This is a genomic window from Nocardiopsis sp. CNZ308 (genome assembly GCF_004217075.1).
In genome coordinates this window covers 6,593,383-6,618,088 of record NZ_SHKJ01000001.1, presented here as the reverse complement: position 1 = coordinate 6,618,088, position 24,706 = coordinate 6,593,383, and the positions used below count along the sequence as shown (strand labels likewise).

The following is a 24,706-nucleotide window of genomic DNA, read 5'->3' as shown; positions in this document are numbered from 1 at the left end:
CATTGAACCACTTTTCTGGAATGATTCCAACAAAGGTGCGCCTAACCCGGCTCCGGCCCCCACCCGGCGGGCCGTGGCGGATTCGGGGAGCCGTCTCGCCGCGCGCCTCGTCCGGTTTTCCGAGGGGACGGGAAGCGCGGGGTCGCGCGGGAGGGCGCGGGGGCCGCGCCCGGTCACCGAATGCCTGCCGCGGTCACGCATCGCAGGCCGGATGGAACCGGTCCAGGGCGGCGGGGGGAAGGTGTTCCGAGGGCCCCTTCTTGTCGGGAACGTCGTCGTAGGGGTCGCCGATGTCGATCTCGTGGTCGACCCTGCCGCCCAGTCCGTCCTCGGCGCCGCCCAGCATGCCGAGCATCTCGTACACGCCGTCCCCGTCGTAGTAGTACGACGCGAGGTCGGGGTGCGCGTCCTCGTCGAAGTCGACCACGCGCAGCCCGACCGTGCTCTGCAGGTCCAGTCCCACGGTGCGCTGCCCGGTCCCCCGCTCCGAGAAGGGGCCCAGGCGCAGCTCGGCCACCCTGGGAGGGACCACGTCGTCTCCCCCGGTGAGGGTGGCGGCCGCGATCGCCAGGTCGAGCCACCCGTCGCCGTCGAAGTCGGCCACCGCCGCCTTGACCTCCTCCCCTTCCTCCTCGGGAGGGCTTCCGACCAGGTCCGGAGGTGTGCGCGGCTCCGCGAACCCGGATTCCCCGCCGAAGGAGACGCCCAGCTCCGCGCCGACGCCCCGGGTGCCGGTGACCCGGTCGAGGTGGCCGTCGTTGTCCACATCGGCGGTCAGCCGGCCCGCGGCGTCCCAGCACGGCGGGAAGGCGCTGGGCCCGGAGGGCTCGGGTGGCGGAGCCGGACCGCCGCAGCCGGTGAGCGCCAGTCCCAGGCCGATCGCCGCCCAGAGCCCCCGGTGCCCGCGGCCGGTTACCGCGGGGGAGCGCGACGGGGCGGGGGGAGGTGCGTCGGAGGTCATGACAGAACCGTAGGCGGTCCGCCCGGACGGGCGGTGCCTGGCGCCGGATCCGGTCATGTGGGGCACTGGCGTCCTCGCGGCCGGACCCGTCTCCGTGTCCGTCGACGCGGGTGGTCCGCCGAGGTGGACCACCCGCGTCCCTGCGGCCATGGGAATGTCCCTTTTGTGATCTACGTCGTAAAAGTGCTGCTTGATCAAGTACTCCAGCGAGGGGGAGAATCCCCTGTCCGGGCGGGCCGCCGCCCCGCCGGCACTCAGGCGGACGCGTCGCCCAGCAGCTTCTTCTGGATCTTGCCCATCGCGTTGCGCGGCAGCGTGTCCACCACACGCACCTCGCGCGGGCGCTTGTGCACCGACAGGCGCTCGGCCACGAAGTCGATGACCGCCTCGGGGGAGACGCCCTCGCCCACCAGGTAGGCCACGATCCGCTGGCCGAGGTCGTCGTCGGCCTCGCCCACCACGGCGGCCTCCATCACCCCGGGATGGCCGAGCAGCACCGACTCGACCTCGCCCGCGCCGACCCGGTAGCCGCCGGTCTTGATCATGTCCACCGACATCCGGCCCACGATCCGGTGCCAGCCGTCCCCGTCGCGGACCGCCGCGTCGCCGGTGCGGAACCAGCCGTCCCCGGTCCACGCCGCGGCCGTGGCCTCCGGCAGCCCGAGGTAGCCCCCGAACAGGGTGGCGCCGCGGACCTGGAGCTCACCGACGCTCTCGCCGTCGCAGGCGACGGGCTCACCGTGCTCGCCGCGCAACCGCGTCTCCAGGCCCGGCAGCGCCGTCCCGACCCAGCCGGTGCGCCGGGGCGCGTCGGCGCGCGCCGCCACGGTGATCAGCGTCTCGGTCATCCCGTACCGCTCCACGGGGCTGTGGCCGCACGCCTCCCGCAGGCCGTCGGCCACCGTGTCGGGCAGCGGGGCGCTGCCCGAGACCAGCAGCCGCGCCCCGGACAGGGCGCGTGCGCTGTCGGGGTCGCGGGCGATCCGCGACCACACCGTCGGCACGCCGAAGAACAGGGTTCCGCGCCGAGCCCCCCGTGCCGCCGCCGCGTAGGCGGCGGGGGTGGGGCGGACGGTGTGCAGCAGCGGGCTGCCCACGCGCAGGGCCCCCAGCACGCCCAGGATCAGGCCGTGCACGTGGAACAGCGGCAGGCCGTGCACCAGCACGTCGTCGGGCGTCCAGTCCCAGGCGTCGGCGAGCGCGTCCAGGTCGGCGGCCACGGCCCGGCGCGGGATGAGGGCGCCCTTGGGCGGTCCGGTGGTCCCGGAGGTGTACATGACCAGAGCGGTGGACTCGGGCGGCGGTTCGGGGAGCGCGAACGAGGAGCGCTCGGCCGGGTCCACGGGGACCACGGGGAGGCCGACGTCCTCCGTCGGGGCGCCCAGCCACAGCGAGGCGCCGGAGTCGCGCACGATGTGGCGGCGCTCGGCGGTCCCCGAGTCCGCCGGGACCGGGACCACGGGCACCCCGGCCAGCAGGCCGCCGACCACCGCGACGACCGTGGACAGCGAGGCCTCGCCGTGCACGGCGACGGCGTCCGCCCCCGCCACACGCCCGGCCACGGCGGCCGCGGCCGACCACAGTCCCTCGCGGTCCAGCTCCGCCCCGCCGACGCTCACCGCGGTTCCCCCGCCCGCGCCAGAACCCAGCAGCACCTCGTGCCCCTTCCGGTCGTGTCCTGTCCAGTCGGCCAGTACACCACAGGAGCGGTGCGGGAGCGGCCTCGGCCCGTTCACGCCCCAGCCCCGTCCGCGCTCCGCTCCCGCTCTGCCCGCCCCGGCCCCGCTCCCGCTCTGCCCCGCCCTGTTCACGTCCCGACCCGGTCGCGCCCCGTTCGGGCTGCGCCTCGGCCCGTTCGCGCCCCGCCTCGTGTGTCGGGAGCGGCGCCCGGGTAGCCGCTTGGCAGAATCCCCGGGGACGGGGCGGGCGCCGGGGAGCGTTCCCGACCCCCGGTCCCGCGTTCCGGGGACGCCTCGGCACGCGGTACCGGGGCCAACACGTGCGTCAGGTGAGGGGGAGGGCCATGCGTGCTCTGACGGTGGTGCCGTCGCAGGCCGGTTCGGTGCGGGTCAGCGAGGTCGAGGCGCCCGTGCCGGGCGCGGGGGAATTGCTCGTCGACGGCGTCGCGCTGGGTGTCTGCGGCACCGACCGCGAGATCGCGGGCGGCGAGTACGGCGAGGCGCCTCCCGGCCACGAGCGCCTGGTCCTGGGGCACGAGTCGCTGGGCCGGGTGCGCGAGGCCCCCGACGACAGCGGCTTCTCCCCGGGCGACCTGGTGGTGGGGGTGGTGCGCAGGCCCGACCCCGTGCCGTGCGGGGCCTGTGCGCACGGGGAGTTCGACATGTGCCGCAACGGCGGGTTCACCGAGCGCGGCATCAAGCAGATCCACGGCTACGGCTCCCAGCAGTGGACGGTGGAGGCCGACTACGCGGTCCGGCTCGACCCGTCGCTGGAGCGCGTGGGCGTGCTGATGGAGCCGACCACGGTCGTGGCCAAGGCGTGGGACCAGATCGACCGGATCGGCGGCCGCGCCTGGTTCGATCCGCGCCGCCTGCTCGTCACCGGCGCCGGGCCGATCGGCCTGCTCGCCGCCATGATCGGCGTCCAGCGCGGTCTGGACGTGCACGTGCTGGACCGGGTGGAGCACGGGGTCAAGCCCGAACTGGTGGCCGCCCTCGGGGCGACCTACCACACCGGCGGCGTCGCCGAGGTCGCTGCCACGGGCGAGCCGGACGTGGTCATCGAGGCCACCGGCGCCTCCAGTGTCATCCTCGACGCGTTGGCCCACAACGCGGCCTACGGGATCGTGTGCCTCACCGGCATCTCGTCGGGCGGGCGCACGATCGACGTCGACGCCGGGGCGATCAACCGCCAGCTGGTCCTGGAGAACGACGTGCTCTTCGGGTCGGTCAACGCCAACCTGCGCCACTACGAGATGGCCGCGCGGGCGCTGGCGCGGGCCGACCGCTCCTGGCTGGAGCGGATGATCACCCGGCGGCTGCCGCTGGAGCGCGCGCACGAGGCGTTCGAACCCGGCGGTGACGACGTCAAGACCGTCATCGAGCTGTGAGCGGTCGCGGGCAGGTGCTGGACGAGGTCTGGCCGGAAACGCCACCGGTGCGACGCAAGGGCCCTGACCCGCGGTGGTCCTGTTCTCATGGCGGGGATCGACGGTCGAACCGCGCTATGGGCGCGAGACCACGGTGAAAGGGGCCACGGTCGCTGTGCGAGGGCGCGCCCGGGGCGAAGAGCCTGTCGGCGGACGCCCTCAGTGGGCCGCTGAGGTCATCCGAGCTGGGCGTCGACGTTCACTTCTGAGAGCTGGAGGAGCCGCTGTGAGGTGACCTCGTCGGCCGGTGTCATCACGGTCAGGCGGTGACCGGTCTCCGCGACGTTGGTCGAGACGAAATTGAGTCGCAGCAAGCCGACGCGCGGACTGTCCAGTCGTTTGGTCTCCAGGTGCTGGAGCATGACGTCGTGCCGCTCCCACAGCCGTGAGAATTCCTCCGACCGCTGCCGCAGCTCCTCGACCGCGGTGCTCGCGGTGTGGCCCGTGCCGGTGCCGGCGACCGCGCGCAGCTGTGCGACCATCCGCGCGGCGACGATGTCGTCGTCGACGTAACGGCTGCGCCACTCGGCGTTGGTGAAGAACTGCAACGCGCAGTTCCGCTCGGCGGGCGGTATCCGGTCCATGTCCGTGAACAGGAAGCGGTAGGAGAGGTTGTAGGCCACCACGTCGAACACGCTGGTCTGTAGACAGGCGGGGTAGGGGTCGAGTTTGTCCAGTACCGGCTGGTACGCCGCCGACAGCGACGCGTCGAGTGCCAGCGGAGCGGTCGACTGAGTACGCGCACCGGCCAGGCGTTCCAGGTGTCGCTTCTCGGTGTCGTCCAGGCGAAGGGCCCTGCCGACCGCAGTCAGGACCTGTGTGCTGACGTTGATCGGTCGGCCCTGCTCGAGCCAGGTGTACCAGGTGACGCCCACCCCAGCGAGCACCGCGACTTCTTCGCGCCGCAGGCCGGGCGTGCGACGGCGCCCGGTGGCGGGAAGCCCCACCTGGTCCGGGGTGAGCCGCTCGCGTCGGGTGCGCAGGAAGGCGCCGAGATCGCGTCTGATCGCGGGGGGTCGGGAACCTGTCATGTTCCCACCATGCCTCACGTGCGGACCAGTAGCCAGGTTCGGTCAGTACCCCCATAAACAGGCACCTGGTACCAGGATGAGGCCCCTGCCAGGGTCGAGACGTGACTAGAGAATCGAAACCGCGGAGCGAGACGTCCTCTGCGCGGACCGGGGGTCACCGCGAGCCCCGCAGTGCCACCACGCTGGACCGATCAGCGGCTATGGAGGGGGCGCCGCCCGCGACGCTGGGCATGGTCGGACTCCTGACCGCGCTGTCCGCCCTGTTGCTGTCGGTGATGAGCTTCGCAGCGGCGGGCATCGCCGTACCGAGTATCGGAACCTCGTTGCAGGCCTCAGCTTCCGAGCAGTCGTTGGTGGTGTCGGTCTACTCCCTGGGCTTCGCCGCGCCGATGGTCGTCGGTGGACGCCTGGGCGACCTGTACGGCAGGCGGCGGCTCTTCCTGTTCGGCATGGCCGGGTTCACCGCGTTCTCGCTGATGGCGACGCTCGCGCCGACCATTACCGTGCTGATCGTCGCCCGCGCGCTCACCGGCGTGTCGGCGGCGGCGATGGTGCCTCAGGTGCTCGCGACGATCACGGCCTCCACGCATGGACGCGAGCGTGCCCGGGCGGTGGCGTTGTTCGGGGCGACCGCGGGCGGCGCGACGGCGGTGGGTCAGGTGTTCGGCGGCGTCCTGCTGTCGGTCCCCCTGCTCGGCTCCCCCTGGCGCACGGTCTTCGCGATGAGTGCCCTCATGGGCGCCGTCGCGTTCCTCGCCGCTCTGCGTTGGATGCCCAGCACCGACGCGCCGGGCGATCGTTCGCTGGACCTGATCGGTACCGCGTTGCTGGGGGCGTCGCTGCTCGCGCTGATGATCCCGTTGTCCCAGGGCGGTGCGCTCGGTTGGCCCGGGTGGTGCTGGGCACTGCTGGCGGCCAGTCCGGTGGCGTTCGCGGCGTTCTGGACGCGGCAGCTCCGACTGCACCGCCGCGACCTGGTCCCGCTCGTTCCGCCTCCGCTCCTGCGTCTGAGGTCGTACCGGCTCGGCCTCATCATGGCCCTCCTGCTCCAGTCGGCCTTCGGTGCGTTCACGTTCCTCTACGCGCTCTCCACACAGACGGGTCTGGGCTGGTCCCCGATGAGCGCGGCCTTCGTGCTGCTGCCGTTCGCGCTGTGCTTCTTCGCCGTGTCGATCTGGTCGGGAAAGCTGGCACCCCGTTTCGGGTTCCGCCGTCTGCTGACGATCGGCGGGTTCGTCCAGGCGGCGATGCTGGCGGCGACCGCGGCACCGGTGCTCATGCAGGGCCCGGGCATGAGCGGGTGGACGCTGGGTGCCCTGCTGGTCGGCGTCGGGGTCGGTCAGGCGCTCATGTTCGGTCCGCTGGTCGGAGCGATGATCGCCGACGTCGCGCCCTCCTCGGCAGGGGCGGCCTCCGGGGTCGTCCAGACCACGCAGCAGGCCGCGATGGGGCTCGGGGTCGCGGTCGCTGGCGGGGTTCTGGGTACTGCGATGGCTGGCTCCACCGCCCCGCCCGGGCAGGCCTACATGACGGCACTCGCGATCTGCATGATCGTCCAGGCCGTGTTCGCGATCGCCTTCGCCCTCTTCGCCTTCGCCCTGCCCAGACGCTGAGCTGAGAACAATCGGTGCCGACACCATGAGCCGACGGTCGCGCGATGCCGCCGATAGCGGAGGTGATCACGGTGTGGAGCCTTCCGGGCCGCGGGACCGGCGGTCAAGGGCTCGTCTCCTGTGACGAGTCACGGGAGCGCGAAGCCCCCGTCGGTGTTCCGTGCGGGGCCGGAGAAACAGCCGCGTTTTCCGCGGGAGCGTTCTCCCTCTTCTCCGGTCCCCTCCTCTCCTGGTCAGGTGCGCGCGCCGTCACCGAGCGGAGAAAACGCAGGCCCGGAGGGCGTATCGGTGGAACCACGTGTTGTGCGCGGGGGTGTGTTGACAGCCCTTCCGGGGCGTCCGATATTCGGTGTCCAGCGCGCTGGAAGACACACCCCCGCTTTTCGCGCACCCCCCAAGGAGCATGTGATGGGAACACCACTGGTACGCCGAACGGCGTCCGTCCTCCTCGGCCTGGCGACGGCCGCCGCCCTCGCCCCCGGGACGGCCGCCGCCGACCCCGTGCGGGCCCTGGGCGGGACGGGGCCCTACGACGCCGAGTACGTCACCACCCTGCGCCTGCGCGACCACACCGTCTACCGGCCCGTGGACCTGCCCGAGGGAGAGCGGCTGCCGATCGTGGCCTGGGGCAACGGCGCCTGCCGCGCCGACGGGACGTGGTTCGAGAACATCCTCACCGAGTTCGCCTCGCACGGTTTCCTGGTCATCGCCAGCGGCAGACCCGGCGGGTTCGGCAGCACCGACCCCGAGATGCTCACCGAGGCCGTCGACTGGGCGATCGAGGAGAACGGCCGCCTGTTCAGCGAGTACCGGGGCCACATCGACACCGACAGCGTCGCCATCATGGGCCAGTCCTGCGGCGGCCTGGAGACCTACGAGGTCGCCGACGACCCGCGCGTGGACACCACCGTGCTGTGGAACAGCGGCCTGCTGACCGACCGCGACAACGACCTGCTGGAGGACCTGCACGCCCCCGTCGCCTACTTCACCGGCGGCCCCGGAGACATCGCCTACGAGAACGCCCTGGACGACTACGGGCGGCTGCCGCGGGGGCTGCCCGCCTTCATCGGCCACCTCGACGTCGGCCACTACGGCACCTTCGCCGAGCCCAACGGCGGGGAGTACGGACGCGTCGGCGTCGCCTGGCTGGAGTGGCGGCTCAAGGGCGACCAGCGGGCCCGCCAGGAGTTCGTCGGCGACGACTGCGGCCTGTGCTCCACCGAGTGGGACACCGACAGCAAGAACCTCGGCTAGGGGACCGGCCCCACGCGCTCCCGGACGGCCGACCGCCCTCCGGGAGCGCCCGTCCGGGGGCCGGCGGCATGGGCGAGGTCCACCTGGCCCGCTCCCCGGGCGGCGGTCTGGTCGCCGTCGAGCTCGTCAAGGACGAGCTGGCCCACGACCCCGGGTTCCGGGCCCGGTTCGCCCGCGAGGTGCGCTCCGCACGCCGGGTCCGAGGGCCTTTGACCCCGGCGGTGGTCGACGACGGCACCGGCGCCGAGGCGGGGTAGCGGCGGACGGCCCGGACGGGGGCGTCTCCAGCGGACCGCCGGTCGGAGGGCGGGTGGGAACCGGTCGGCGGTCCGCGCTTTCGCGTTCGACACCCGGCTCTCCCCGTACCACCCCCCGCACCACCGCTTCGCGCGAACGGAAGTCCCCGTGTCGCTCACGCGTGGCGGAGCGCGGACACCGAGAATCGAAGGGCGCCGGTCGATCACCCCGTGCACTCGCATGTGTCCCCAGGGTGCCCGTCGGCCCTGTCCGCGGCCTGCTCCGCCGCCCCGATCCACCGAACGAGGGAGGGCCCCTTCCATGTCCGCCGACCGCACGCCCGCCGGGCGCCGACGCGCGGCACGGTCCGCCGCCGTGGTCCTCGCCGCCGCGCTCACCTCCGGGGCGGCCGCCGCACCGGGCACCGCCGCGACGGACGCCTCCGCGCAGGAGCCGATCTGCACCTCCGAGTCGCACCCCGACGTCGCGCGGCGGCTCGACGAGGGGATCCGCGAGCGGGTGGACGAGCGGGAGGGGACGATCGCCGTGGGGGTCTCCGCGCGCGGCGGCGACCTCACCTGCGGACTCGACCCCGACGCGGAGTTCGACGCGGCCAGCGTCGGCAAGGTCGTCGTCCTCGGCGCGCTGCTGCGCACCGCCATGGACGAGGACCGGGAGCTCACCGCCGAGGAGAGGGAACTGGCGACCGCCATGATCACCGTCTCGGACAACGACGCCGCCACGGAGCTGCGCAACCGGGTCGGCGCCGAGCGCATCCAGCGGTTCCTCGACCTGGCGGGCATGGACGCCACGGAACCGGACCCCGAGGGCTACGTCGGACTGATGGGGACCACTGTCTCCGACCAGCTCACCCTGCTCCGCCTGCTGCGCACCGACAACGACGTGCTCGGCCAGGAGGAGCGCGGGTTCGCGCTCGGCCTCATGGGCGACGTCATCGGGGAACAGCGCTGGGGCGTGCCCTCGGGGGCGCCCGCCGACGCCGGGGTCCACCTCAAGAACGGCTGGCTGCCCCACACCGGCACCAACCTCTGGCGGGTGCACAGCATCGGCGGCTTCCGCGGCACCCCGGTCGGCGACTACGACATCGTCGTCCTGACCGACGACAACGACGGAATGCGGTACGGAGTGGACACCGTCGAGTCCGTGGCGGCCGAGGTGCACTCCGGCCTCACCGGACAGGACGTCCGGAGCGTGACACCGCCGACCGACCGGATGTCGGAGCCCCTGTCCGACGGCTCCGACGGTTCGGGCCGCGCCTGAACGCGGGAACCGTGTCCCCGCGTGCGGGCCCCGGGGGCCGCCTCCGGTCGGCACCCGCCCCGGCTCCGCGGCCACCTCTGCTCCGCAACCGGTCCGGTTCCACGGCCGCCCCGGCTCCGCAACCGGTCAGGCTCCGGGCCTGTCACCGCCAGCGGGGGCGGGACGCCACAATGGAGGGCATGTCGCAGCGCAAACCCCGCCACCGCACGTCCCCGCCCCGGCCCGCGGCCGATCCCGAGGCGCCCTGCCCCTGCGGCGCTCCGGCGGTCTACCGGGACTGCTGCGGCCGCCTGCACAGCGGGCGGGCCACGGCGTCCACCGCCGAACAGCTCATGCGTTCCCGCTACAGCGCCTTCGCGGTCGGCGACCGCGACCACCTCCTGCGGACCTGGCACCCGAGCACCAGGCCGCGACGCCTGGACCTGGACCCCGGCACCGAGTGGGTGCGCCTGGAGATCCTGTCCACCACCGGGGGCACCCCGTTCCACAACGAGGGCACGGTCGCCTTCCGCGCCTCCTACCGCGAGGGCGCCCGCGACGAGGCGCTCGTCGAGAACAGCCGCTTCGTGCGCCACGAGGGCTCCTGGGTCTACCTCGACGCGCTCGCCGACTGAGGGCCCGGCGGACGGCAAGGGCCCGGCGGGCACGCCTCCGTCCCGGCCGGGTATCCGGCCCCCGACGCCGAGGGCGGGCGCCCGGGCACCCGCCCTCGGGGCGGTTCCGGGCGAAGCCGCCGGGAGCCCGGCGGGCCCGCCCGCACGGCGGTTGCGCACACGGCCCCGGGGCCCCGGCGGCCGACCGCCCCGAGGTCAGGCGGCCTCGGCCCCGTAGTCGCTCTCCGGCGTCTCGATCCCGTGCATGCCGTCCTGGCTCGCCGTGACGCGGTGCGTGCTGTGGGCGTAGTCGTTCCAGGACTCGCACGTCACACCGGCGTCCTCGCCGTGCTCGGCGGTCACCATCTCGGGCATGTCGCACCGCACGTACTCGCCCTGCACCTGCCAGCGCACCAAGTGCTCGACCCGCTCGCGGGTCACCGGCACCGGTGACAGCGTCTGCTCGTACTGGATGAGGACGCCCCCGCTGGTCACCTCCATGTCCCAGGTGAACTCCTCACCCATGTACACGACGTCGCAGGTCAGGGTGGATCCGACCTCGGGCTCCAGCTCCGGGCCGGGGCACTCGGCCGTCGCGTCGGGGTCCACGTGGTTGCCCGCCTTGTGCGCCATCTCCATGGCGTTCCAGGCCATGCGCACGTTCATCGGCTCGGCACTCGTGGGCTTCTCGGGCAGGTCCTCGGGGCGGATCCTGTCGACGCTGTCGGGAACCTCGGCGCGCGTGAACTCGGCCAGGTCCAGCACGACCTTCTCCCCCTCGGCTGGGGCCTCCTCGCCCTCACCGCCGCCGCAGGCCGTCACCGCGAGGAGGAGCGCGCCGACCAGGAGGGAGGCGTTGCGGCGCGTACGCATGGAATTCATGGGAGTCCGTATCAGGTCCGGGGGAGAGAGCGCGGCCGCGGCGGGGCGGGGCGGCCACGACAGGGCGGAGTTCACGGTAGCGGTTCCGTGTCGGAGGGTCGAAACGGCGCCCGGGCCGCGTCAGCAGGCGTCGGAGCGCGGCGAACAGCGTGAGGTGCGGACGAGGTCACACTCCGTCCTCCCGGCACGATAGGAAGGGAAGGCGCAACCGACCGAACGCACCCACACGGACACGGAGCCCCACATGACTCCCCAACCTCCCGGCCCCCTGGAGCAGGGCGAGGTCCTCCAGAACCTCGCCGGGCGACTGGTCGCGGTCGTCCCGGAGGGCTGGCAGCAGCTCACCTACCTGGCCAGGGTGATCGGCGCCCACCGCAGCGACATGCTCGCCGTCCAGGAGGCGGACGGCCGGGTCCGGCAGCTGGAGGTACCCGGCGGTGTCGGCGACCTGGTCGACGCGCTCAAGCGGTCCGGGTTCCAGGAGGACGGGGGCACCTGGCTCTCCATGGTCCTCTCGGTCCACCACACGCACCAGTTCAACGTCGAGTACAACCACGACACCGAACCCGACCTGCCGCCCGGGACGAGCCCGCTCATCTACGCCCAGGAACTGGAGCGCTTTCCGCGCGCGCACGACCGGATCCCCGACTGGCTCGGCGCCCGGCTGGAGCAGGCGCGCGAACTGGACCCCGAGCGGACGCGCGAGGAGTTCGGCGCGGCCCTGGTGCGGGCCTGCGAGGGGGAGGGGCTGCGCGCCGACTTCCTGCCGCCGACCCGCCTGCGCGTGTTCGACTTCGGGGGCGCGGTCCTCATGGAGACCGACATGAGGGAGACCTTCGACCAGGCGGTCATCGCCGCGGAGGAGCAGCGGACCGACCTGGCCGCCCGCTTCGCGGACTTCATGGCCGGCGCCGCGCGGGAGCGGGAGCAGGAGCAGGCCGCCGACGAGTCCTCCGCCGAGGCGTCCTCCACCGGTACGCGGGACGCGGACCCGGCTGGCGCTCCCTCCGCGCCGGACCCCGACGACACGGTGGCCGTCTCCCTGGCGGAGGCCTTCGCCGAGGTCGGGGTGGGCGCCGCCTTCCAGGGCGCCGACACGCTCGTCGTGACGCTGCCCGACGGCAACCACGCCAGCGCCGACATCAGCGGACTGCGCGCCGCACTGAGCGAGGCCACCCCCGAGCAGATCGCGCACAACACCGCCCAGTTCGCACGCACGTCGGTCGAACAGCTGAACCAGGCCACCGGGCAGGGCGGCGGCGACACCGACGGACGGCTCCGGGTGCGCCTCTACCCCGCCTCCGCCTTCCCCGAGGGCGTGCTGGACTCCCTCCTGACCCGCGAGATCGCCCCCGGGCTGTGGCAGACCGTGGTCGTGGACGCCTCCGACTCGCTGAGGCCGCTGCCCCGCCAGGTGCACGAGCGCTCCGGCCGCCCCGACGGCGAGGTCTTCGCTGAGGCGGTGGCCGCCTCCGTGGCCGAGGCCGTCGAGGTCAGCGAGCACGAGGTCAACGGCGCGCACATCGTGCACATCGGCGGCCAGCACCCCTACGTGGCGGCGCACGCGCACGACCTCGCCCGCCATCTCGGCGACCTGCCGCACGGCGCGCTCGTGGCCTTCCCCGTCCCCGAGGTGCTCCTGGCCCACCCCCTGGGGAAGGGTCACCCGATCGCCGCCCTGGACCACATGCAGCAGATCGCCGAGCGGTTCACCGCCGACGGCGACAAGCCCGTCAGCGCCCAGCTCTACTGGTGGCACCCCGGTTCGCGCTCGCGCGATCAGGGCACGCCGCCCGACCTGCGTCCCGTGGGGGCCAGGATCGACCACGAGAACAGGTCGGTGGAGCTGCTGACCTCCGACGAGGAGTTCGGGCCCATGCTCGACTCCCTGGTCGGGTAGCTGTCCGGGTAGACCGGGGGAGCCGTCGCGTCGGCGGCTCCCCGCCGCCCCTTCGCGCCCGCGGCACCGGTTCGCCGTCAGAAAGGACAGGTCCTTCATGCTCGACGCTTCGTCCCGCGCTCCTCGGCCCCGCTCGGTGCCGCCCCGGTCCCCGCGGGACCGCTCGGCCGCGTCCGCCCCGGTCCGGTCCCGTTCCGTCGCGTTCCGCGCGCTCGCGGCCCTCGGCGGCGCGGTCCTCACGGTCGGGCTGGGCGCCTGTACCCCCGAGGCCCCGCCCGAGCGGCCGGTCGACCGCGTCCTCCTCTCACCCACCGCCGATCCCAGCACCTCCCAGACCGTGACCTGGCGCGCCCACGGCGCGCGGGAGGCCTTCCTGGAGATCGGTCCCGAGGACGAATCCGCGGAGCCCACCCGGGTCCGGGGGCGGGCCACCGGAGGGGAGGAGCCCGGTTCCACCTTCACGGCCACGGCCACCGGCCTGGAACCGGACACCGCCTACCGCTACCGGATCGGTACGGGCGGGGGAGGCGGCGAAGCCGCCGGAGACCAGGGCGGCGGCACAGGCGGAGCGGTGAGCGACTGGCGCACCTTCACCACCGCCGCCGAGGGGGCCGAACCCTTCAGCTTCCTGTACTTCGGCGACATCCAGAACGACATCACCGACGAGGCCGCCCCCGTTGTCAGGGCCGGGCTGGAGGCCGCGCCCGACGCCGAGCTGGCCGTGCACTCCGGCGACCTGATCGACTCGGCCGACAGCGGCTCGGAGTGGGACGAGTGGTTCGACGCCTTCGGCCCGGCCACCGGGAGCGTGAACCACGTGGCCACGCCCGGCAACCACGAGTACGACGACGGACTGAGCGAACACTGGGTTCCGCAGTTCCACGGCGCGGGCAACGGCCCCGACCAGGGCGCGGACCTGGCCGAGACGGTCTACCACACCGACTACCAGGGCGTGCGGTTCGTGGTGCTCAACTCCAACTACCGCGAGGCGCCCCCGGACGAGACCGGGCAGTGGCTGGACACGCAGCGGCGGTGGCTGGAGCGGGTGCTGGCCGACAACCCCCACGAGTGGACCGTGGTCACCTTCCACCACCCGGTCTTCTCCGCCGACCCCGACCGCGACAACGAACCGCTGCGCGAGGCGTGGCTGCCGGTGCTGGAGGAGTACGACGTGGACCTGGTCCTCCAGGGGCACGACCACTCCTACACCCGCGGCAACATGGCCGAGCACCGGACCGGCGACCCCGACACGCACACCGGCCCGGTCTACGTGGTCGCGGTGACCGGCCCCAAGACCTACGACGCGGCCGAGGGCAACTGGACCGACCACGGCGCCGAGGTGCGCGTGCAGCGCACCGACACCCAGACCTTCCAGACGGTCTCGGTGGACGGCGACACCCTGGAGTACCGGTCCCGCACCGCCGACGGCCGGGTCGTGGACTCCTTCACCATCGTCCAGGAGGGGGACGGCAAGCGCGTCACCGACGGCTCCTGAGGCACCGTCCCCCGTCGTACGCGTCTTCCGGGCGGCCGCTGCCCCGGCCACGGCCGGGCGGGCGCCCGGGGCGGTCGGGTCTTGAACGGGTCCTCGCGTCCCGCTGGCCCTGACGCGGAGTCAGGAAACGCCGCGGAAGAAGGCGCGGATGTCGTCCGCGAGCAGCTCCGTCTCCTCCATCGCGGGGAAGTGACCGCCCTCGGTGAACTCGCTCCAGTGACCGATCGCCTTCTGCGGGTCCACCGCGCGGCGCATGAGCGGGTGGGCGTCGAACACGGCCCATCCGGACGGCACGTCAGAGACCGTGACCAGGTCGGTTCCGGAGTGCGCGGACTCGTAGTAGAACTGCGCGCTCGACGCGCCGCTGCGGGTGAACCAGTACAGGCTGATGTTCGTGAGGAGCTGGTCGCGGTCGACCGTCTCGTCCGGCGTCCGGTAGGCGCCGTCGGTCCCGGTCTTGAACTTCTCGGCGATCCACGCGAGCTGACCGACCGGCGAGTCGGTGAGTGCCGCGCCGATCGTGTCGGGGCGGTGGTCCTGCATCGCCAGGTACCCGCGTTCGGCCGCGGCCTCGGCGCGCACCGCCTCGATCCGGGCGGTCTCGTCATCGGACAGGCCGTCGGGGTAGGGGAACTTGTCGCCGAGCAACCCGAGCCACCGCGGGTCGCTGCCGATGTGCGTGCCGATGACGCGCTCCGGGTGGAGCGCGGCGAGGCGGCCGGTGGTGCCCGCACCGATGTCGGTGCCGTGGGCCGCGAACCTCTCGTAGCCCAGACGCGTCATGATCTCGGCGTAGGCCTCCGTCGTCCGCGCCAGCTCCCAGCCGGTCCCCGACAGCGGGGTGGAGAACCCGAAGCCGGGCAGTGACGGGACGACCACGTGGAAGGCATCGGTCAGCAGCGGGATGAGCCGCTGGTACTCGACGAACGAGCCCGGCCAGCCGTGGTTCAGGATCAGCGGGACGGCCTCCGGGTTCGCCGACCGCACGTGGACGACGTGGAACGTCTGGCCGTCGACGGCCGTCGTGAACTGTCCGTACCCGTTGAGCCCCTCCTCCTGCGCACGCCAGTCGAACCCGTCGCGCCAGTACTCGGCGAGCTCCTTCAGGTACACCAGGGGGATGCCGCGGCTGAAGTCGGCGCGGTCTTCTCGGCCCGGCACGGGGACCGGCCAGCGCGTGTGCGCCAGCCGGTCGCGCAGGTCGTCGACGTCGGCCTGCGGGATGTCGATGCGAAACGGTGTGAGTGCGTCGTCCTCGTTCATGACGCCGACGTTTCCAGGCAATGCGGCAGGGGAGCTTCCGCGATCGCCGAAATGATGGGGAACATGTTGGAGACCTCCGCCCGCCTGCTCGAACTGCTGTCATTGCTCCAGATCAAGCGCGACTGGACGGGCTCAGAGCTCGCCGGCCGGCTTGGTGTGAGCACGAGGACCGTGCGCGCCGACGTCGGCAGGCTGCGGTCGCTCGGCTACCCCGTGGACGCGCGTCCCGGTGTCGCGGGCGGGTACCGGCTGGCCGCCGGGACGGCGATGCCCCCGCTGCTGCTCGACGACGACGAGGCCGTCGCCGTCGCGGTCGGACTGGGTGTGGTCGCGACCCGGAGGCTCGGCGTCGAGGAGACATCGCTCACCGCGCTCGCGAAGCTGGAGCAGGTGCTGCCCTCGCGCCTGCGCCGACGCGTGGAGGCGGTACGCGAGGCGACGAGCGTCGTTCCGGGGACCGAACCGCCGCTCGACCCCTCGGTCCTCGGCGCGGTCGCCGCCGCGGTCCGCGGCGGCGAACGGCTCCGGTTCGGATACACCAAGCCCGGGGGCAGCGAGGGGGCCCGCCACGCCGAACCGCGACGGCTGGTGAGCTGGGGGCCGCTCTGGTACCTGCTCGCGTGGGATCTGGACCGCGACGACTGGCGGATCTTCCGTGTCGACCGCATGGTTCCGCGCGCACCGACGGGTGCGCGGTTCCAGCCGCGCGCGATCCCGGGGGACGACGCCGTCGAGTACGTCGTCGGACGCGTCAGCAAGGCGGCCTGGAAGTACCGCGCCCGGGTACTCGTGCACGCCCCCGCCGCCAGGGTCGCCGCGAAGATCCCCGTCCCGGTCGATATCGAGGTGGTCGACGAGACCACGTGCCGTGTCGAACTGGGTTCGGACGACCCGGACCGGCTCGCGCTGTGGATGACACAGCTCGACGTCGACGTCGAGGTGATCGACGGAGACGAGCTCGCGGCGGCGTTCGACCGCCTCGCGGCGAGGTTGCGCCGCGCGGCGGGCGGCGCGTCCACCACGTGAATCCCGCCCGTCGGCCCGGTGCGGGGCTCGACCGTGCGCGCCCCGCTTGCCCGTGTCCGCCCGTGTCGGACCGAGGGAACCCGGGTGGTTCCCAGGAGCCGTCGCGACGCCCCTGCCCCAAGGAGCGGGCCGGTGCCGCCCCCCGGCTGCTAGGAAGAGGTCTCCCACCGCCCGGCGACCAGGTCGACGGCCTGGTCGGCCAGCTCCTCGCCCCATCCCCGGAACTCCAGCAGGGCCTCCCGGAAGCGCGCCACCCTCCGGAAGAGCTCCCCGTACCGCCTCTGCTCCTCCACCGGCAGCACCGGAAGCCGCATCCGGGACGGGTCGATCCTCAGATGGCCCCGCATGCTGCTGCTCAACCGGGTGATGTTCTGGCTCTCCCCGGAGCTGGTGAGCAGCCCCGCAAGGAACCACGGGTCCACCGCGCCCGGGTTCGTGCGCACCACGTACAGACCGCCCCCCGGGAAGGCGCCGGCGTCGTCCCCGGTCGCCACCCGCGCGGCGGGCCTCGGCGCGACCGCGGGGATGAGGACGTCGCCCTCCTGGATCGGGGGGTTGCGCATCGGGTCGGCGTCCACCTCCTCCGTGCGCGAGGCCCCCGCCCCGCGGGCCACGTCCTCACCGGTGACCACCCTGGCGCTGGTGCGCGGGCCCGCCTCCTCCGCCGAACGCCGGGGGAGGGGCCGCCGGATCGTCACCGACCCGGCCCGGGCCAGCTCGCCGAGCGTGACCACCCCGACCGCCTCGCCGCCGGGCTCGGCACGCGGCGCCTCGGGCAGGAGCGTGCGCAGTGTGCGCAGCGCGCCCTCCAGGCGCGCGCGCCGCTCGGCGAACAGGTCCAGGTCGCCCGCCTCGGCGCGCGGAACCGGAAGGCGCGTGCGGGGGGTCAGGTCGACGTCCTCGCCCAGCAGGTCGACCACCTCCAGCGTCCGCGCCACCCCCGGACGCTCGTCGAAGCCCTCCGGACCGGACAGGTACTCCCGCCAGAGCCGGTCGATCCTGCCGAGGACCTCACCCGGCGCGGAGGCCTGCCCGGGCTCGTGCGGGGCGGTGTCCACGAGCAGCACGGGAGCGGGGACCGCGTCCCGCTCCGGGCGGCGCAACACCCACAGCTGGAGGGGAACGGCGTAGTGGGCCGCGAACCCGGGCGGGAGCGAGACCACCGCGCGGAAGGCGCCCGCGCGCAGCAGCGACCGGCGGATGCGCCGACCCGAGGGGCGCTGGGCCGCGCCCGGGGGCATCAGCACGACCGCCGAGCCGCCCGGCCGGACCAGGGACAGGCAGTGCTGGACCCAGGCCAGGTCGGACTCCAGACGCGGGGGGACACCGTACGTCCACCGGGGGTCCTCCGCGAGTTCCTCGCCGCCCCAGTTGCGCTCGCCGAAGGGCGGGGCGCACACGACCGCGTCGACGCCGTCCGCGCCGTCCGCGCCGTCCGGTGGGTCCGGGGCGAACGCGGGCAGGCGCAGCGCGTCGGCCACCCGCAGGTCCGCCTCCCCGGTCAGGGCCCCGGCGAAGGCCAGGCGCAGGGCGGCCAGCCACACCGAGGCGGCGTCCCGGTCCTGCCCCAGCAGGGCGCGCCGTCCACTGCGCGCGGCGGCGAGCAGCAGACCTCCCCGCCCGCAGGCGGGGTCGGCCACGGTACCGGCGGGGCCGGATCCGACGTCCGCGATTCCGGCCAGAGCCACCATGAGGTCGGCCAACTCGGGCGGGACCGTGTGCGAACCGGAGGGGGAGCGCTGGTCCAGGCGGCTGAGCAGGCGTTCGAAGGCCGTCCGCGGATCACTCTCCCGCGCGGCGCGCACCGCCGCGTCGGCCAACGGCGCCAGTTGGGCGTCCGGAACGGGTTCGGGGCGGCGCGCGGCCAGACCGGCCAGACCCGCGCCTTCCAGGAGGCCCTCGAAGTCCCGCCACGCGCGCCCCGCCAGCGCCGACCCGTCCCGTTCCCCGGGTGCACCGGCGCTGTGTCCCTCGGCGCTGTGTCCCCCGGTGTCGGGGTCGCGGCTCAGGTGCCACAGCAGCACCCCGGCCTGGACGAGCGCCGCGTCGACGGGGACGGAGCCGCGCAGGGAGTCCAGCGCCTGCCACAGGCGCTGGTCGGGGTCGATGCTCGGGACCTGGCGGTGGGTGGACAGCCACTCCTCCACCTGCCCCAGGTCGAACCGGGGGCTGCGGTCGGTGCCTCCCACCGGCCTGGGGAAGTCGTCGTGGCGGCGCCGCCAGTTGCTCACCGCCGTCGGCTTCACGCCCGCGATCCTGGCGATGTCGGCCGAGCTCACCTCCACCTCACCGGTGCCCATGGCTTTCCCCACCCGTTCGGGACGACAGCAGACCGGTCACGACTATACACACGCGTCGGGTGAAAACCCTGTTCGCGAGCTTCTGAACTGGGAGGTCGTGGTGGTTGGGCGGATTCACAGCAGAACGGGTGTACGCGGGGGAGGACCGGGTAGCCGTGTCCAGTATCCGGTGGGACGGGTGCGATATCGCGAACGTATCGGCGTTCCGGCACCGCGGGCCCCAGCGAAGCGGACCGGACGGGCGACCTGTGGGGGAGCGGGCGGATGCTGGAATGGTGGGAGGCCGCGCTCCGGCTCGGCTGCGCGTTCGGACTGGGCGCGCTGGTCGGCGTCGAACGCCAGTGGCGGGCGCGCATGGCGGGCCTTCGCACCAACGCGCTCGTCGCCGTGGGGTCGGCGCTGTTCGTCCTGCTGGCCGCCTACGCCGTCGACGAGGTCAGCCCCACGCGTATCGCCGCCCAGGTGGTGTCGGGCATCGGCTTCCTCGGCGCCGGCGTCATCCTGCGCGACGGCATCAACATCCGCGGCATCAACACGGCCGCGACGATCTGGTGCGCCGCCGCCGTGGGCGTCCTGGCCGGAAGCGGCGTCTACCTGGTCGCGGCGATGGGCGCGGTGGCGGTGGTGGCCGCCAACGTCCTGCTGCGCCCGGTGGCCCGGCGGCTGCAGAAGAGTTCGCCCGTCAACTCCAAGGACGAGGAGACCGTCTACCGGATCCGGATCGTGTGCACGAACGCCCAGGATCCCCACGTACGGGCCCTGCTGCTCCAGGCGCTGTCCGAAACCGAGTTCACACTGCGCTCCCTGGACTGCCGCCACCTGGAGGAGGACGAGGAGCTGGTGTCCGTGTACGCCGACGTCTTCGCCGGCGCACGCCAGGACGAGGCCGTGGAGCAGCTGGTCAGGAGGCTCAGCCTGGAACCGGAGGTCTCGTCCGTGCGCTGGCAGGAACTGGACGAGGACGCCGAGTGAGCGCCCCGCCCTCCCGGTTCCGGTGAACGGGCCGCCCGCCGTTCCGGCTGCTCCTAGCCTGGTGGACATGAACGAGCACGCCTCCTCCACCGCCACGGCCGGTGATGACACGCCCCTGACGGCCGCGCTCCGGGAACTGGACCTGCCCGATCGCGTCCTGAAGGAGCTGGCCGCCCACCCCGACGCCACCGGCGAGGTCCTCATGGACTCCGCCGCGGAACTGCGCCGTGCGGGACGCGCCGCCCAGGCCCGCCGCCTGCTGGAGACCGTGCGCCAACACCCTCCCACCCCGGAGGACGGCCAGTACGCCTCCGTCGAGCTGGCCGACCTGCTGCGCAAGAGCCAGGACCCGCGGGACACGGCCGAGGCGGAGCGGATCACCTCCGAACTGCTGCGCCCCGGCCGCCTGGGCCAGGGGCCCGCCGACCTGCTCGGCGAGTACATGCGGGAGCTGGAGCGCTGGGACGAGGCGCTGCGCTGCTTCAACATCACCGCCCGGCAGCTGCTCGCCGAGCCGCCGGAGGAGCTCGCCGAGGAGGACGACCTCTCCCTGTCCCCGCTCGTCAACCGCCTGCTGGCGCGGATGAAGCTGGGCCTGCCGCACGACGACCACGACGAGGTGGCCCTGGTCGTGGCTCAACGGCAGGCGGAGGGCGCACTGGGCCTGCCCCACGAGGAGGACCGGCCGGAGCAGGGCGGCCCGGCCCGCGAGGTGGAGGCCCTCTACTCGCGTGCGGCCTTCGACGGGGCCCTCGACCGGGGGCTGCTCAGCGGGGAGACCGCCGAGCACGGCGCCGACGCCTACTACCGCGCCGCCGAACGGAGCCTGCGCGAGCGCGACCGCCAACACCCCGGGGCGCGGCGGAGTGTGGTGCTGCACGGCGTGGAGGAGGTCGCGGAGTTCGCCGAACGCTCCGGCCTGGACCCGGCGGACGCCGACACCGTCCTGACCTGGGCGGACCTGGAACTCACCGCGGACGACCCCAGGCTGCGCTCGTGGCCGCCCGGCCGCAACGAGCCCTGCTGGTGCACCTCGGGGCGCAAGTACAAGAAGTGCTGCGGGTCACCGTCCAACCGGTGACCCGCGCCGCCTTCGGGACCGATACCGATCCTCGGCGCGAAGGCAGTGACTGTTATCAGCGGGGGCGTGGGCATCACGGCGGCACGTGACGTCTCTCGGACCGTCCACGGTCCGGCTGCTCCGGCGGCTGACCGGCACGCGCCCCCGCTGTGCCCTACGACCGCGCCTGTGGAGAACCACGGACAGGGCACGGGTTCTCTGCCACCATCGGTGGGATGGAACTTCGGTCTCACCACGTTCGTGCGCTCGTCGGCTCCGCGGATGCGCGGACCGTGGACCTGTGCGTGGGCGGCAGCGCGGTCACGGCCGTGTACCGCCCTGTCGCGGAACAGGGCAGGCTGCGCGCGGGCGGCAGGGTGCTCGGTCCGCGCCTGGGGCTCTATCAGGTCCTGCAGGCGCTTCCCCTGGGAGAGTGGGTTCCGGTCGACGCACTGACCGAACGCGAGCGACGTATCCTCCCCGCGCTTCCCACGTGGACGCGGTCACGGAGGAACCGGCGGGTTCGCCGGATCGCGGACGCCCCCGTGCGGCTGGACCTGCTCGTCATCCAGGGGAAGGGGTGGCTCGACGCGCTGGACCGGGCCTGTGTGCTCGGCCCCGTCGCGCCCCGCGCGGTCGTGTGCCCACCGCTCGGTGAGGACCGACAGCGAGCGTGCTGGGAGGCGGACTACTACGGAGTGGGACTCGCTGAGCACGGCCAAGACGGGGTGAGGGTTCTGGTGAGGCCCCGCACCGAGGTCCCCGAATCCGCCGCGGCGCTCCACTGGCGCCTCGCCGAGCGCGTTCACCGGGCCGTGGAGGAACGAGACCCCTCGTCCCTGTCCCCCGCCCAGTAGCGCAACGCGTCCGAGGCAGTGAACGTGTCCTGCCTGGGGGAGACCGCTCTGTTGTGCCACTCGTATTCGAGACGGGCCCGTTGGCACATTCCCCGCCACCGCGCCCTCATGTCCTCGTAGGAGGGCTCGGAACGCAGTTCCCTCCACCACCGTGACCAGATCGCCATGTTGTGGGCGTGGGCCCCTCCCGCGTCGGACAGGTCCTGGAAGTCGGTGAGGGGCCTGCCCACCTCACCGTTGTCGCGTGCCTCGCCCCATTCGACGCAGGGCAGACAGTCGCACCGCCGGGAGTCCCGCAGCCGTTCGGCGAGGGTGGAGCCGTGGAAGTAGCCCATCAGGGCGGGCATGATGACGTCGGGACTGGACTTCGATCCCGGTCCGCCGCCCTGCTTCCCCGGAGGGACCGCGTGACGGACCGAGGCGGTGTCCCCGACGGAGGCGAACGCCGCTCCGTGCGCCATGGCGTCCAGTGCGGCCAGATCGGTTCTGAGCAGTGCGGTCTCCGGACAGGCACGGAGGACCTCCCGCAGTGCCCTCGCCCTTCTTCCCGAGCCCACCGGGTTCCCCTTGTCCCCGAGGATCAGAGCCTTGGGCGCACGCACACGGCGCAGGGAGGTGATCAGGTGCTCGCGGCGGTCGGTGAGCCATCGCGCGTCGACGGGTACCGAGAAGACCGCGCCCCAGACGTCCGCGTGGTTCATCTGTCTGACGGCCTCGTCCAGTGCCCGTCCTCCCGTGTCGTCACACCGTAGGTACCGGGTGGGGGACAGGACCAGAGCGACGGGGTTCGACGTCAGGTGTTCGAGGGTCGCTCCGACGCCTGTCCGCCGTGTGTCGATGCGGAGCTGCCGTTCGAGCGTGAAGGGTTCCTCAGGGGTCGCGTAGAAGTCCTCGTACGCCGAGGGATCCAGGACCACGGGGCAGCCAGGACCTGTCTTCCCGGCGAATTCCTTCACCTTGTCCTGTGCGTTCTTTCCGGAGAAGACAACACCTCCGGATTCGTCGGAAACCCTGTCCAACGGTGCGCTGGCCGTGCCCTTGACATGCAACAGGACACGGCCGCGTACGGCGGCGAGTGGATCGGATGGGGCATGGCTGGCGGATGGGGACGGCCCGGGGGAACGGGGCACCGCTTCACCTCGTGGTTACGCGTCGGCGTTCGCGTGCTTTTTGCCCGGTGCCTGTTCGCCGAATCCCACATGGCCGGTTGAGGCCACTGGGCGTGTGCGTGCTGTGGCCAGTGTTTTTGGTGAGGCGTTCGCGTGATGGGAACCGGAGTCGCGGCCCAGGTCCGTGCCGGGACTGCTGGTCCGCTCTTCAAACGGGGCTGTCGAGGGATGGGGCAGGGGTGGCGTATCCACCAGATAGGCGAAAATTCAGGTTTGCGTTATTGGGAAGCAATGCGCCGATATGTCTTCATGACTTTCCCCTTCTCTTTTGTTTCACGCCTCGTGTTCGCGTCCTGTGTCGGCCAATTTCTGGGATATGCGCCTCTTGATGGTGTCGGTGCGGCCGGTCAAGGATTGTCGGTATGGCCAAGAAGAAAACGCGCAGCACCTGGCGCTACTGGGGTGTGGCGGTCATCCTTTTTGCACTTTTCGGGTGGTTCCTCCCTGAAGTGGGGCCGATGTGGATCGCGGTCGCCTCCGCGGTCTCGGTCCTCTACGTCTTCTTCCAGATGCCGTTGCCGCGCGGCGCCTGGAACCGGGGCGAGAAGACGCGGTGCCGCAACAACTCACCGGGACTGCTTCCGGGGTGCCACATCGAGCAGCACCGGTGGCAGACGGCGAGACTGATGGTGCGCACGGGCGGTTGGGGAGAGCTCCGAGCCAAGGTCTTCGCCAGCTGGAAGAGGGCCCTTCCCGCCGTCGTCTCCGCCGCCACGATCGTGTCCGGGATCGCCGCGGTCGCCCAGCTCGCCGTCGCCGTGGCCGTCGCCTGAGAATCGCGCTCTCACCGGGCACGGTGGTGGCCGGACCCGGCCACCACCGTGCCCGGGCGGTCACGACCGGTCAGAATCGCCCTGCCGGTCACAGCCCCGGGAAGAGGAGAGTCGCGAGCGTGGACAGGCACGGCTTCGGAGGACTGGTCACCGACGAACAGTGGGAGCGGTTGACCGCGTCGGCGATGACGCGGAGGTTCGCCCGGGGGGAGGCGCTCCTGCGGCAGGGCGAGGTCGGCGGAGGGGTGCACCTCATGCTGGACGGCCGCGCCAAGGTGGTCTCCATCAGGGCCGACGGCTCCTGCGTCCCCCTGGCCTTCCGCACCCGCGGGGAGATGCTGGGGGAGTCCGTCCTCGCCGGGGCCAAGCGCCCCAGGAACGCCACGGTGACGGCCCTGTGCCCGAGCCGCACCGCCTTCCTCCCCGCGGACCGCTTCCGCAGGGTCGTGGACGAACTCGATCTGGGAAGCGCGCTGTGGCACAGCGCCCTCATGCGTCAGGACGAGGGCGACCGACTCAGGGTGCAGCAGGCCTCCCTCCCCGCTGACCGCAGGCTGCCCGCCGCCCTGCTCCATCTCGCCTCGGTGATGGGCGAGCCCCTCCCCGCACCCGTGTCCGAGGACGGCGCACCGGTCACGCGCGGATGCCTGTTGGGGGTCCCTCTGGCCCAGAGCGAGATCGCCGGATTCGCGGGCATGTCGCGCACCTCCCTCCACCACGCCTACACCTCCCTCCGGGAGCGGGGCGTCATCCGCACCGGACGGCAGTACGTGGCCATCCTCGACCTGGAGGCGCTGGAGGCCCTGGCGGCCGGAGACGAACCGGTGTGACGGCGGACACTCCACGCCTCCTGTGTTCAGAACTGAACACCACGGGACGCGTGCGCCGGGGAGTGTGGTCCCGTCCGGCCCGAGAGAAGGCCCCCGCACC

Annotated in this window: 21 protein-coding genes; 14 read left to right on the top strand and 7 right to left on the bottom strand. The window is 72.9% G+C overall.

Going from position 1 to position 24,706, the window contains the following annotated elements; genetic code table 11:
* Window positions 1-193 precede the first annotated feature (193 nt).
* Together EV372_RS28460 and EV372_RS28455 are read right to left on the bottom strand one after the other, a co-directional pair.
* On the bottom strand, window positions 194-961 hold the full coding sequence (locus EV372_RS28460) for an FG-GAP repeat domain-containing protein (RefSeq protein ID WP_165436048.1): 768 nt from the start codon (window positions 959-961) through the stop codon (window positions 194-196).
* A 254-nt stretch (window positions 962-1,215) separates the two neighbouring features.
* Window positions 1,216-2,616, bottom strand: a complete 1,401-nt coding sequence (locus tag EV372_RS28455) for an acyl-CoA synthetase (protein ID WP_130398613.1) — start codon at window positions 2,614-2,616, stop codon at window positions 1,216-1,218.
* 368 nt (window positions 2,617-2,984) lie between these two features.
* On the opposite strand from EV372_RS28455, the gene EV372_RS28450 reads away from it, so the two are divergent.
* Window positions 2,985-4,031: a glucose 1-dehydrogenase gene (locus tag EV372_RS28450; RefSeq protein WP_130398612.1), complete on the top strand. Its 1,047-nt coding sequence runs from the start codon at window positions 2,985-2,987 to the stop codon at window positions 4,029-4,031.
* A 215-nt stretch (window positions 4,032-4,246) separates the two neighbouring features.
* Here the strand turns inward: EV372_RS28450 and EV372_RS28445 are convergent, their stop codons facing one another.
* On the bottom strand, window positions 4,247-5,101 hold the full coding sequence (locus EV372_RS28445; RefSeq protein WP_130398611.1) for an MmyB family transcriptional regulator: 855 nt from the start codon (window positions 5,099-5,101) through the stop codon (window positions 4,247-4,249).
* A 200-nt stretch (window positions 5,102-5,301) separates the two neighbouring features.
* On the opposite strand from EV372_RS28445, the gene EV372_RS28440 reads away from it, so the two are divergent.
* From EV372_RS28440 to EV372_RS28420, 5 genes are all read left to right on the top strand, one after another.
* Window positions 5,302-6,714 (top strand): MFS transporter, encoded by a 1,413-nt coding sequence (locus EV372_RS28440; RefSeq protein ID WP_253794161.1) that lies wholly within the window; start codon window positions 5,302-5,304, stop codon window positions 6,712-6,714.
* Window positions 6,715-7,122: 408 nt separating this feature from the next.
* On the top strand, window positions 7,123-7,968 hold the full coding sequence (locus tag EV372_RS28435) for a poly(ethylene terephthalate) hydrolase family protein (protein ID WP_130398610.1): 846 nt from the start codon (window positions 7,123-7,125) through the stop codon (window positions 7,966-7,968).
* 68 nt (window positions 7,969-8,036) lie between these two features.
* The gene (locus tag EV372_RS28430; protein ID WP_486484074.1) at window positions 8,037-8,225 is read left to right on the top strand and encodes a protein kinase family protein; all 189 of its coding nucleotides are present in this window, start codon (window positions 8,037-8,039) and stop codon (window positions 8,223-8,225) included.
* 301 nt (window positions 8,226-8,526) lie between these two features.
* The gene (locus EV372_RS28425; protein ID WP_130398609.1) at window positions 8,527-9,486 is read left to right on the top strand and encodes a serine hydrolase; all 960 of its coding nucleotides are present in this window, start codon (window positions 8,527-8,529) and stop codon (window positions 9,484-9,486) included.
* Window positions 9,487-9,656: 170 nt separating this feature from the next.
* Window positions 9,657-10,100, top strand: coding sequence for a YchJ family protein (locus EV372_RS28420; protein ID WP_486484073.1), 444 nt, complete (start codon window positions 9,657-9,659; stop codon window positions 10,098-10,100).
* Between the two features lie 195 nt (window positions 10,101-10,295).
* Here EV372_RS28420 and EV372_RS28415 read toward each other — a convergent pair whose 3' ends face one another.
* Window positions 10,296-10,952, bottom strand: coding sequence for a hypothetical protein (locus tag EV372_RS28415; protein WP_130398607.1), 657 nt, complete (start codon window positions 10,950-10,952; stop codon window positions 10,296-10,298).
* Window positions 10,953-11,205: 253 nt separating this feature from the next.
* On the opposite strand from EV372_RS28415, the gene EV372_RS28410 reads away from it, so the two are divergent.
* Window positions 11,206-12,861, top strand: coding sequence for a hypothetical protein (locus tag EV372_RS28410; protein WP_130398606.1), 1,656 nt, complete (start codon window positions 11,206-11,208; stop codon window positions 12,859-12,861).
* A gap of 97 nt (window positions 12,862-12,958) precedes the next feature.
* A complete protein-coding gene (locus tag EV372_RS28405) occupies window positions 12,959-14,356 on the top strand; it encodes a purple acid phosphatase family protein (RefSeq protein ID WP_130398605.1) in 1,398 nt (465 codons plus the stop codon).
* A gap of 120 nt (window positions 14,357-14,476) precedes the next feature.
* Here the strand turns inward: EV372_RS28405 and EV372_RS28400 are convergent, their stop codons facing one another.
* Window positions 14,477-15,619, bottom strand: coding sequence for an epoxide hydrolase (locus tag EV372_RS28400; RefSeq protein WP_130398604.1), 1,143 nt, complete (start codon window positions 15,617-15,619; stop codon window positions 14,477-14,479).
* 63 nt (window positions 15,620-15,682) lie between these two features.
* On the opposite strand from EV372_RS28400, the gene EV372_RS28395 reads away from it, so the two are divergent.
* On the top strand, window positions 15,683-16,645 hold the full coding sequence (locus EV372_RS28395; protein ID WP_130398603.1) for a WYL domain-containing protein: 963 nt from the start codon (window positions 15,683-15,685) through the stop codon (window positions 16,643-16,645).
* Window positions 16,646-16,794: 149 nt separating this feature from the next.
* Here EV372_RS28395 and EV372_RS28390 read toward each other — a convergent pair whose 3' ends face one another.
* Entirely contained in the window at window positions 16,795-18,945 is a 2,151-nt protein-coding gene (locus EV372_RS28390) for an N-6 DNA methylase (RefSeq protein WP_130398602.1), read from the bottom strand.
* 264 nt (window positions 18,946-19,209) lie between these two features.
* Between EV372_RS28390 and EV372_RS28385 the strand changes: the two genes are divergently transcribed.
* From EV372_RS28385 to EV372_RS28375, 3 genes are all read left to right on the top strand, one after another.
* Window positions 19,210-19,917: an MgtC/SapB family protein gene (locus EV372_RS28385; RefSeq protein WP_130398601.1), complete on the top strand. Its 708-nt coding sequence runs from the start codon at window positions 19,210-19,212 to the stop codon at window positions 19,915-19,917.
* Window positions 19,918-19,984: 67 nt separating this feature from the next.
* Window positions 19,985-20,998: an SEC-C metal-binding domain-containing protein gene (locus tag EV372_RS28380; protein ID WP_130398600.1), complete on the top strand. Its 1,014-nt coding sequence runs from the start codon at window positions 19,985-19,987 to the stop codon at window positions 20,996-20,998.
* A gap of 215 nt (window positions 20,999-21,213) precedes the next feature.
* Window positions 21,214-21,834 carry a hypothetical protein gene (locus EV372_RS28375; protein ID WP_130398599.1) on the top strand — a complete coding sequence of 207 codons (621 nt, stop codon included), beginning with the start codon at window positions 21,214-21,216 and terminating at the stop codon, window positions 21,832-21,834.
* On the opposite strand, the gene EV372_RS28370 is transcribed toward EV372_RS28375, so the two are convergent.
* Complete coding sequence (locus tag EV372_RS28370; RefSeq protein ID WP_130398598.1) at window positions 21,783-22,751, bottom strand: hypothetical protein; 969 nt, start codon at window positions 22,749-22,751, stop codon at window positions 21,783-21,785. The two genes, EV372_RS28375 and EV372_RS28370, sit on opposite strands and share 52 nt — an antisense overlap.
* 614 nt (window positions 22,752-23,365) lie before the next feature.
* On the opposite strand from EV372_RS28370, the gene EV372_RS28365 reads away from it, so the two are divergent.
* Window positions 23,366-23,776 carry a hypothetical protein gene (locus EV372_RS28365; protein ID WP_130398597.1) on the top strand — a complete coding sequence of 137 codons (411 nt, stop codon included), beginning with the start codon at window positions 23,366-23,368 and terminating at the stop codon, window positions 23,774-23,776.
* A gap of 119 nt (window positions 23,777-23,895) precedes the next feature.
* The gene (locus EV372_RS28360; RefSeq protein ID WP_130398596.1) at window positions 23,896-24,606 is read left to right on the top strand and encodes a Crp/Fnr family transcriptional regulator; all 711 of its coding nucleotides are present in this window, start codon (window positions 23,896-23,898) and stop codon (window positions 24,604-24,606) included.
* Window positions 24,607-24,706: the final 100 nt, after the last annotated feature.